The organism is Allobosea sp. (genome assembly GCF_036675845.1).
In the GTDB taxonomy this organism is placed as follows: domain Bacteria; phylum Pseudomonadota; class Alphaproteobacteria; order Rhizobiales; family Beijerinckiaceae; genus Allobosea.
Genome location: NZ_JAKFED010000097.1, coordinates 1 through 9,785, shown reverse-complemented (window position 1 = coordinate 9,785; position 9,785 = coordinate 1). Strand labels below are relative to the sequence as shown.

10 protein-coding genes are annotated in these 9,785 nt (G+C 67.7%); 2 read left to right on the top strand and 8 right to left on the bottom strand.

The window, feature by feature from the left end; genetic code table 11:
* Nucleotides 1-122 precede the first annotated feature (122 nt).
* From V6M56_RS11210 to V6M56_RS11200, 3 genes are all read right to left on the bottom strand, one after another.
* A complete protein-coding gene (locus V6M56_RS11210; RefSeq protein ID WP_332683691.1) occupies nt 123-1,571 on the bottom strand; it encodes an ATP-binding protein in 1,449 nt (482 codons plus the stop codon).
* Between the two features lie 4 nt (nt 1,572-1,575).
* Nucleotides 1,576-2,304, bottom strand: a complete 729-nt coding sequence (locus tag V6M56_RS11205; protein WP_332683696.1) for a response regulator — start codon at nt 2,302-2,304, stop codon at nt 1,576-1,578.
* A 62-nt stretch (nt 2,305-2,366) separates the two neighbouring features.
* On the bottom strand, nt 2,367-2,876 hold the full coding sequence (locus V6M56_RS11200; protein ID WP_442881134.1) for a MarR family winged helix-turn-helix transcriptional regulator: 510 nt from the start codon (nt 2,874-2,876) through the stop codon (nt 2,367-2,369).
* 185 nt (nt 2,877-3,061) lie between these two features.
* On the opposite strand from V6M56_RS11200, the gene V6M56_RS11195 reads away from it, so the two are divergent.
* Entirely contained in the window at nt 3,062-3,949 is an 888-nt protein-coding gene (locus tag V6M56_RS11195; RefSeq protein ID WP_332683689.1) for a branched-chain amino acid aminotransferase, read from the top strand.
* Between the two features lie 164 nt (nt 3,950-4,113).
* Here the strand turns inward: V6M56_RS11195 and V6M56_RS11190 are convergent, their stop codons facing one another.
* From V6M56_RS11190 to uvrC, 5 genes are all read right to left on the bottom strand, one after another.
* Complete coding sequence (locus tag V6M56_RS11190) at nt 4,114-5,184, bottom strand: DUF1176 domain-containing protein (RefSeq protein WP_332683687.1); 1,071 nt, start codon at nt 5,182-5,184, stop codon at nt 4,114-4,116.
* Nucleotides 5,185-5,206: 22 nt separating this feature from the next.
* Entirely contained in the window at nt 5,207-5,662 is a 456-nt protein-coding gene (locus tag V6M56_RS11185) for a molybdenum cofactor biosynthesis protein MoaE (RefSeq protein WP_332683685.1), read from the bottom strand.
* Nucleotides 5,663-5,676: 14 nt separating this feature from the next.
* Nucleotides 5,677-5,928 carry a MoaD/ThiS family protein gene (locus tag V6M56_RS11180; protein ID WP_332683693.1) on the bottom strand — a complete coding sequence of 84 codons (252 nt, stop codon included), beginning with the start codon at nt 5,926-5,928 and terminating at the stop codon, nt 5,677-5,679.
* 29 nt (nt 5,929-5,957) lie between these two features.
* Nucleotides 5,958-6,569, bottom strand: a complete 612-nt coding sequence (gene pgsA, locus V6M56_RS11175) for a CDP-diacylglycerol--glycerol-3-phosphate 3-phosphatidyltransferase (protein WP_332683684.1) — start codon at nt 6,567-6,569, stop codon at nt 5,958-5,960.
* 136 nt (nt 6,570-6,705) lie between these two features.
* Entirely contained in the window at nt 6,706-8,880 is a 2,175-nt protein-coding gene (uvrC, locus tag V6M56_RS11170; protein ID WP_332683683.1) for an excinuclease ABC subunit UvrC, read from the bottom strand.
* A 258-nt stretch (nt 8,881-9,138) separates the two neighbouring features.
* On the opposite strand from uvrC, the gene V6M56_RS11165 reads away from it, so the two are divergent.
* The coding region (locus tag V6M56_RS11165; RefSeq protein WP_332683680.1) for a fumarylacetoacetate hydrolase family protein at nt 9,139-9,785 on the top strand (647 nt) is incomplete at its 3' end.

Here is a 9,785-nt window from a genome sequence, read left to right as displayed (position 1 = left end):
GCCCCTGGATTGCTTCGTCGCTGACGCTCCTCGCAATGACGTTGGAGGCGCGCCGTTTCCATGGCTTCTGGGCTCAGGCCTGCGGCCTGCCCCGGAAATGACGGCGCGAGTCGCAAGGTCGGTCAGACCGGCAGCCGCACCGTCGCGCGCAGGCCGCCGAGCGGCGATTCCCCCAGCATGATGTCGCCGCCATGCGAGCGGGCGATGTCGCGGGCGATGGCGAGGCCGAGGCCGGTGCCGCCGCCATCGACATTGCGGGCCTCGTCGAGGCGGAAGAACGGCTTGAAGACATCCTCGCGCAGCTCCGGCGCGATGCCCGGCCCGTCATCGTCTACCATCACGATCAGGTAGCGGGCATCGTGCGTGGCGCGGATGGCGATGCGATCACCGAAGCGGGCGGCGTTGGAGACGAGGTTGGTCAGCAGCCGGCGGATCGCATCGGGCCTGACGACGACGAGCGGGTCGCCGACGACCTCGAGCTCGGTCTGGTGGCCCTGGCGCTCGGCATCGGCCTTGAGATGCTCGAGCAGCGAGCGGATGTCGGTCTCGACCGGCGACTCGCCGGCATCGCCGCGGGCGAAGGCGAGATAATCCTCGAGCATGCGGCTCATCTCGTCGACATCCTTCTCGATCGCCTCGAGATCGGGCGAGCGGTCGAGCAGAGCGAGCGAGAGCTTGAAGCGGGTCAGGATGGTGCGCAGATCATGGCTGACGCCGTTCAGCATCATGGTGCGCTCGCCGATCGAGCGCTCGACGCGGCGCTTCATCTCGATGAAGGCGTTGCCGGCACGGCGGACCTCGCGCGCGCCGCGCGGGCGGAAATCGGCGTCGCGGCCCTTGCCGAAGGCCTCGGCGGCGTCGGCGAGGCGCAGGATCGGCCGGATCTGGTTGCGCAGGAAGAGCACGGCGATGGTCAGCAGGATCAGCGAGGTCCCGGTCATCCAGAGCAGGAAGATGTGGCTGTTGGAGGCGTAGGCCTGGCTGCGCCGCGTCAGCACCCGCATCACGTCCTTGCCCATCTTGATACGGATCTCGATCAGGCTGGAGCGGCCGACGGTGTCGAGCCAGAACGGCCGCTTGACCTGCTGGCTCAGCTCGGTCGAGAGGGCGCTGTCGAGCAGCGAGAAGAAGGGGCGGGGACCCGGCGCCGGCAGGTCGGCATCGGGCAGGATGTCGACGTCGAGGCCGAGCCTCTCCTGGGCGATGCGCGAGAGCAGCGTCGCCTCCCGGTCCTGCGGGTAGCTCTCATAGACGTCGATCAGGGCGGCGATGTCGGAGGAGACGGCCGAGGAGAGCCGCTGCGTCACGGTCTGCCAATGCCGCTCCATGAAGACATAGGCGATGACCGATTGCAGCAGCACCACCGGCGCGATGACGATGACCAGCGCCCTCGGGTAGAGGCCCTTGGGCATGATGCGGCTGATCGCCCGCGCCGGCCGCCTCGGCAACCGCTTGAGCGGCGCGAACAGGGCGACGCCGGCGCGCGCCAAGAGAGCGCCCGCCTGTCGCAGGCGTGCGCCGGCGCTCGCCGCGAGCGGCAGGAGACGGCGCCGGAGCGAGGCGTCGGCCATGGCTTCAGATCCGGTCGGTGACGAGGCGGTAGCCGACGCCGCGGACGGTCTGGAGATAGAGCGGGTCGGCCGGGTCGCGCTCGATCTTGCGGCGCAGGCGGTTGATCTGGACGTCGATGGTGCGGTCGTTGGCGGCGGAGCCCTGGTTGGCGAGCTGTTCGCGCGGCACATGCTCGCCGGCCCGCTCGGCCAGTACGGTCAGGATTTCGCGTTCGCGCTCGGTCAGGCGGATCGATTCCTCGCCCTGGCGCAATTCGCCGCGGGCGAGCCCGAAGATGAACGGGCCGAAGCGGACATAGTCCGGGCGGGGCGGCGCCGGCGGCGGCTCCGGCTGGGCGCTGCGCTTGAGGATGTTGCCGAGCCGCAGGATGAGCTCGCGTGGCTCGAACGGCTTCGAGAGATAGTCGTCGACGCCGAGCTCGAGCCCGGTGATGCGGTCGCCGCTGTCGGCGCGCGCCGTCAGCATCAGGATCGGGATTTCCGAGCCGCTACGCAGGCGGCGGGCGAAGTCGAAGCCGTTCTCGCCCGGCATCATGATGTCGAGCACCATCGCGTCGAAGACCAGGTGGACCAGGCGGGAATCGGCTTCCGCCGCATTGGCCGCGGTGGTGACGCGGTAGCCATGGTCGCCGAGGAAACGGGCCAGCAGGTCGCGCAGGCGGCGGTCGTCATCGACCACCAGGATATGCGGGGCCTCGTCCGGGATCGGCTTGCGCTGGCCGCTCGGCGCCATCATTCGCTTCCCCTCGACGGTGTCGGTTCTGCGCCCATGCTCCTCCGAAGTAGCACGAAGCGTCAGGTCGACCCAGCCAGATGCGCCATCACATTGCGCCGTTCGGCCGGGTCGATCAGCCCGGCGAGATAGCGCGTGATGATCGGGGCGGTTTCGGGGCCGGCCGCCTCGAGCGCGCGGCCGATGCGACGCGCTTGCAGTTCGGCGAGGCGGACGGCGAGCTCGCGGCCGGCGGCGGTGGCGTGGAGCTTGCGCTGGCGCTTGTCGCGCGTGCCGGGCCGCTGCTCGACGAAGCCGGTCTCGACCAGCTCCTTCAGCACCCGGTTCAGGCTCTGCTTGGTGATCTGCAGGATGTCGAGCAGTTCGGCGATGGTCAGGCCCGGCCGGCGCTGGACGAAATGCAGCACGCGGTGATGGGCGCGGCCGAAGCCGTAATCGGCGAGGATGCGGTCGGGATCGCCGACGAAGTCGCGATAGGCGAAGAAGAACAGCTCGATCAGGTCATAGGGCACCGGCGCGCGGGAGGTTTCCGGCGTGGCGGGTGGTACGGGAATCGAGACGGGCGTGCTCACGTTCGTGATCTCTTTTTATGTCAGCCTTGTTGACATATCTCAGACGCAAGATTACCGGTCAAGCACGCGGTGCGACCGATTATGTCGCAAGCGCCGGCTCCGGCGTAGTTTTGATACCGCGCTTGCGCACTCTTTCGCCCTGTGGCGAAGTCGTCCGCAAGAAGACGATCAGGAGGATCTGTACCATGTCAGTCATTCCTTTCGACCAGCGCGACGGCGTCATCTGGTTCGACGGCAAGCTCGTGCCGTGGAAGGAGGCCAAGGTGCACGTACTCACCCATGGGCTGCATTACGGCTCCTGCGTCTTCGAGGGCGAGCGCGCCTATGACGGCGTGATCTACAAGAGCACCGAGCATTCGCAGCGCTTCCACAAATCGGCCGAGATCATGGATTTCACGATCCCCTATTCGGTCGCCGAGATCGACGCGGCCAAGTATCTCTGCCTCAAGGAGAACGGCCTCAAGGACGCCTATGTCCGCCCGGTTGCCTGGCGCGGCTCGGAGATGATGGCGGTCTCGGGCATGAACAACACGATCCATACCGCGATCGCGGTCTGGGAGTGGCCGAGCATGTTCGACATGGCGCAGAAGCTGAAGGGCGTGCGGCTCGATATCGCCACCTATCGCCGGCCCGACCCGGCCTGCGCCCCGGTGCACGCCAAGGCGGCCGGTCTCTACATGATCTGCTCGCTCTCCAAGCACAAGGCGGAGCGCGGCGGCTATGCCGACGCGATGATGCTCGACTGGGAGGGCAATGTCGCCGAATGCACCGGCGCCAACATCTTCTTCATCAAGGACGGCGTGGTCCACACGCCGCTGGCCGACCGCTTCCTCGACGGGTTGACCCGCCAGTCGGTGATCGAGCTGTGCAAGAAGCGCGGCTTCGAGGTGGTCGAGCGGCGCATCCGGCCGGAGGAGCTCGAAGGTTTCGCCGAATGCTTCATCACCGGCTCGGCCGCCGAGGTGACGCTGGTCTCCGAGATCGGCCCCTACAAGTTCCTCACCGGGAACATGGGCAAGGTGATCATGGAGGATTATTCCGACGCGGTCCGTCCGAAGTCGAAGGCGGCCTGAGCGAGGCTGATCGCCACCTGTCATTCCGGACAAGCCGCGAAGCGGCGCCGCTCCGGAATCCATCGAAGGGCACCATAGCCCTATGATGGATTCCGGCGTTCCGCTTCGCTCCAGCCGGAATGACGGCATGCGTTGCTGTCGATGGCTGCAAGCGGGTTCGCCGCCTACTTCACCACCTTCACCTCGCTGCGGAACAGCGTGATCCAGTCGTCGGCGGTGAGGCCGCGGCAGGTGCTCATCTCGGACCAGTTCGCCAGGGAAAAGGCCTTGCCGGTCCAGACATAACTGCCGGCCGCGCCGCAATCGCCGATGCCGCGGCCCTTGTCGAAGAAATCGAGCTTGCCGGTCGCCGGGTCGTAATCGGCATTGACCAGCTGCTCCTGCGGTTTGCCGGACGGTTTCGGGAAAGCGAGGCGACGCGCGGCCGCGACCTTGCCCTGCTCGACGATCCAGTAGCCGCTGATGAAGTTGTAGGCGCCGCGGGCACAGAGCAGTCCGACGAGGTTGGTGCGCGCATCGAGTGCCCAGACCTTGTCCGAGGCGGGCGAGCCGTCGTCGTCCTCGCAACTGTCGGGGGCGCTGCTCTTGAGATGGGCGCGCAGTTCCTTGGCCAGTCTGGCGGCCGCCTTGCTGTCGAGAGCCGGAGCGCCGGAGGTTGCGCGCGCCTCGAGGACCGGCAGCGTCGGGGCGGACGGTATCGTGGTCACGGACTTGTCGCCTTTCCGTATCAAGGCCGTGCTCGTGCCGAGCCGCTGCTGCTGCTCGTCGAGCCAGAGCAGCGCGGCGACGGCGCCGGCGAGCGAGAGCGTGTAGCGCCTGCCATCGAGAGCAATGCCGAGCTTCGCTGCCTTGCGGGTCGCCGCGATCAGGGCTTCCGCGTCCTTTTCCGGGATTTCGACCGTGCCGATCTCCTGATCGGCCGAGGAACCGGGCAAGTCCCGCCCCGCCGTCGGCATCGGTGCGCCGTCCAGGGTGAGTCGCACCTTGAAGGACGGCTTCAGCTTCGCGTCACGAATGTTCAGCGAAAGAACCGGGCGATCCGCCGGGCCGCCGGAGCGCTGCAGCTTGAGATAGGCAAAGGCGCTGTCGGCCTCGCCCGGCAGGGACAGCGCCGTGCAGCGGCGGGTGTTGTCGCAGCCGGCGATCCAGTCGCGGAAGATCATGCTGCCCGCCTCGGCCGCCTGGGCGCCACCAGCCGCCGCCATCGTCAGCAATGCCGCACCGAAGCGAGTCACGGTACGGCTCGTTTCCATCGTGTCAGCTCCAGCGCCCGGCGGCGGCATCGTCGCTCGCCTTGGCCTCGACCCAGCCGCCGACCGTGCCGTCGGTGAGATGCTCGCGCTTCCAGAACGGGGCGCGCGCCTTGAGATAGTCCATCAGGAACTCGGCGCCCTCGAAGGCGGCGCGGCGATGGGCGGAGGCCGCGACGACGAGGACGATCTGGCCGCCGGGCTCGATCAGCCCGAAGCGGTGGATGGCGACGAGGCCGGTCAGCGGCCAGCGTTCGGCAGCCTCGCCGGCGACGCGGGCGATCTCGGCCTCGGCCATGCCGGGATAGTGCTCGAGCTCGAGCGCAGCGAGCCGACCGTCCTCGTCGCGGCAGAGCCCGGAAAAGCTGACGATGGCGCCGATGTCGCGGCGGTCCTGCGTCAGCGCCGCGATCTCGGCGGCGATGTCGAAATCCTCGCGCTGGATGCGGACGACCGGGGTCATCGCGGGCTCCCGCCTCAGCCGCCGGTCATCGGAGGGAAGAAGGCGATCTCGCGTGCGCCGGCGATCGAGGCCGCCGGCTTGGCATGGGCGTGGTCGATGGCGGCGCGCACGATCGCCTCGTTCTCGAAGGCGAGCTCGTAGCCCTCGCCGCGGGTCTTCAGCCAGCGCACCAGATCGGCGATCGTCCCGGTCCCGGCCGGCGGCGAGACGATCTCGTCGGCGAGACCGACGCGCTCGCGCACCCAGGCGAAATAGACCAGCTTCAGCGTTTGGGCGGTCATGAGGGATGGGGCAGTCATGGCGCGCGCTCATCCATGGCGACGAGGTGCCGGACGCCGGCGTTGAGATAGTCCCAGCCGGTATAGATCGTCAGCAGCGCCGCGACCCAGAGCATGACGATGCCGATCTGGGTGTTGTGCGGCAGGACCTGGTCGCCGGCGGGGCCGACGACGAGGAAGCCGAGCGCGAACAACTGCGCCGTGGTCTTCCATTTCGCGACCTTGCTGACCGGAACGCTGACCTTCAGGTCGGCGAGGAACTCGCGCAGGCCGGAGACCAGGATCTCGCGGCAGAGGATGACGATCGCCGCCCAGATCGACCAGCCCTTGATCGTCTCGGTGTGGACCAGCATCAGCAGCAGCGCGCAGACCAGCAACTTGTCGGCGATCGGGTCGAGCATGCGGCCGATCGCCGATTGCTGGCTCCAGGCCCGGGCGAGCCAGCCGTCGAAATAATCGGTGACGGCGGCCGCGACATAGATCGCCAGCGCCGCCCAGCGGGCCCAGTCGTCACGCGGCCAGAACAACAACGCCACCAGCGCCGGGATCGCCGCGATCCGACCGTAGGTCAGCAGGTTCGGCAGCGACCAGGGGCCGCGGCGCCGGATAACGTCTGGAAGAATCGTCACGAAGGATACCAAGCCGTGCGTTTGCGACAGCGTCAACACGCAAGACGGTGATTGCATGGCAAAGCTGCGTTCGAAGTCTGCATGCCCGGGCCGGGGCATTCCGGCGGAGCAGCGCCGCTTTTGCCGCAGCGGGCGCTCACCGCTCGTGAAAATGGTCGTGAACCGCCTTTGCGGTCGCGGCATTGACGCCGGGGGTGCGCATCAGGTCGTCGAGCTTGGCACGCTGGATCGCCTTGACCGTGCCGAAATGTAGCAGGAGGGCGCGCTTGCGCGAGGGGCCGATGCCGGGGATCTCGTCGAGCGGATTCTTGGTGATGTCGCGCTTGCGCCTGGCCCGGTGGGTGCCGATGGCGAAGCGATGGGCCTCGTCGCGCAGGCGCTGGATGAAATAGAGCGCCGGGTCGCGCGGCGGCAGCTTGAACGGCTCGCGGCCCGCCATGAAGAAGGTCTCGCGCATGGCGTTGCGGTCGGCGCCCTTGGCGATGGCGACCAGCGCGATGTCGCCGGCGCCGCATTCGGCCATGATCCTGCGCGCCGCCTCGAACTGGCCCTTGCCGCCATCGACGATGACGAGGTCGGGGCGGGAGGGGAAGGCGGAGTCGTCTTCGGATGGAACAGGCGCAAGCGCTTCCGGCACGGGCGCGTCCTCTCCCCCCTTGTGGGGGAGAGCTAGAGAGGGGGGTATGCCACCCTCGACGATCGACGCGCTGTTCTCGGAGGTGTCTGCGGGTGCGATACCCCCCTCCCAACCCTCCCCCACAAGGGGGGAGGGCTCCCGCGCTTCGTCCGATGACGCAGGACCAACACCGCCCTCCTTCGCCAATCGCGAGAACCGCCGCTTCAGCACCTCGCGCATCATGCCGAAATCGTCGCCGGCGATGGTGTCGGCCGAGATGTTGAAGGTGCGGTAATGGCTCTTCATGAAGCCGTCGCGGCCGGCGACGACCATGCCACCGACGGCGTTCGTGCCCATGATGTGCGAGTTGTCGTAGACCTCGACCCGGCGCGGCGCCTTCTCCATGCCGAAGGCGGCACCCAGCGCATTGAGCAGGCTCTGCTGGCCGGCATTGTCGGCGAGCTTGCGGGCGAGCGCCTCATGGGCGTTCTTCAGCGCGTGCGCCACGAGGTCGCGGCGCTCGCCGCGCTTGGGCGCCGAAAGCTCGACCTTGCGGCCGGCGCGGGCGCAGAGCGCCTCGGCGATCAGCCCGGCCTCAGCCAGTTCGTGCGAGACCAGCACGAGGCGCGGCGGTGGCTTGTCGTCGTAGAACTGGGTGATGACCGAGGCCAGCACCTCGGCGGGCGTCAGGCTCTTGTCGGCGCGCGGGAAGAGCGCCCGGTTGCCCCAGTTCTGCTTGTTGCGGAAGAAGAAGATCTCGACGCAGAACTGCCCGGCCTGCTCGTCGATGGCGAAGACGTCGGCTTCCTCCACCCCTTGCGTGTTGATGTCCTGCCCGGCCTGCACGGCCGAGAGCGCCGCCAGCCGGTCGCGATAGCGCGCCGCCTTCTCGAATTCGAGGTTCTCGGCGGCCGCCTGCATGCGGCCCGAAAGCGTCTGCTTCACCGCCGAGGAACGGCCGGAGAGGAAGGCGCGGGCCTGGTCGGCGAGGCCCTGATAGTCGGTATGCGAGATCTCGCCGGTGCAGGGGCCGGAGCAGCGCTTGATCTGGAAGAGCAGGCAGGGCCGGGTGCGGTTCTCGTAATAGCTGTCGGTGCAGGAGCGGAGCAGGAAGGCCTTCTGCAGCGCGTCGATGGTGCGTTCGACCGCCCAGACCGAGGCGAAGGGGCCGAAATAGTCGCCCTTGCGCTGGCGCGAACCGCGATGCTTGGCGAGCTGCGGGGCCGGATGGTCGCCGGAGAGGAAGATATAGGGGAAGGATTTGTCGTCGCGCAGCAGCACGTTGTAGCGCGGCCGGAGCTGCTTGATCAGGTTCGATTCGAGCAGCAGCGCCTCGGTCTCGGTGCCGGTGGTGACGAACTCCATGTTCGCCGTCTCGGCGATCATCCGCGCCACGGCGTTGGTGTGGGCCATGCCGCGGGCGTAAGACCCGACCCGGTTCTTCAGGCTCTTGGCCTTGCCGACATAGAGCACCTCGCCGGCGCGATCGAACATCCGGTAGACGCCCGGCCGGTTCGGCAGATGCCGGGCGAATTCGGCGATGACCTCGATGCCGGCCTTCAATGCGCCGGGCGCGGCCTCGGCGAGGTCGAGCGCAGGCTCGGGCGCGGGGAGGGTGGTCTCCTCCTCGAGCTCGATCTCTTCCTCGATTTCCTGCTCGGGCAGGTCGGGACGTTCGCGATTCATGGGCTGCATGTAGGATGCCGCAGGCGCTTCGTCATGTCAGGAGTGCGGCGCGGCTTTCCGCTTGACGTTGACGGGCGCTCACGGCCAAGTCGCGGCCCTCGGCCTTTGGCCGTCATATGCGAGCCCTCATCCTGAGGAGCGATCCGCAGGATCGCGTCTCGAAGGATGGTCCAGATGGTTCCGGAACCTCATGAAGCATCCTTCGAGACGCCGCTGTGCGGCTCCTCAGGATGAGGGCTGGAGGACGGGCACCCGTCGGCAATTCCGGTGTTGCAGGCCGGTCCCGCCCGGGACGCCCTTGCCGAAGCCGCCCTGCTCCCTCATGAAGCGAGCAAAGCCGCCTCAGGGAGCGCCGCCATGTCCAGCTATGTCATCGATACGCCGAAGGTTGCTGCCATTCCGGTGGCTGGTGGTGGCTTGTTCCCGGTGCGTCGCATCTTCTGCGTCGGCCGCAATTACGCCGAGCACACTCGCGAGATGGGCGGCGATCCCGATCGCGAGGAGCCGTTCTTTTTCACCAAACCGTCCGATGCCGTGCTGACTGGCGGCGCCGACATGCCTTATCCGCCGAAGACCGCCGACCTGCATCACGAGATGGAGCTGATCGTCGCAATCGGGAAGGGTGGCAAGGACATCGCCGAGGCCGACGCACTCTCCCACGTCTTCGGCTATGCGGCCGGCTTCGACATGACCCGCCGCGACCTGCAGGGAGCCGCCAAGAAGGCCGGCAAGCCCTGGGACATGGGCAAAGGCTTCGATTCCTCGGCGCCGATCGGCGAGATCGTCCCGGCTGCCAAGGCCGGGCATCCGGATAAGGGTCTGATCGAGCTCAAGGTCAACGGCGCGGTCCGTCAGAGGTCCGATCTTGCCAAGATGATCTGGAACGTGCCGGAGACGATCGCCTATCTCTCGGG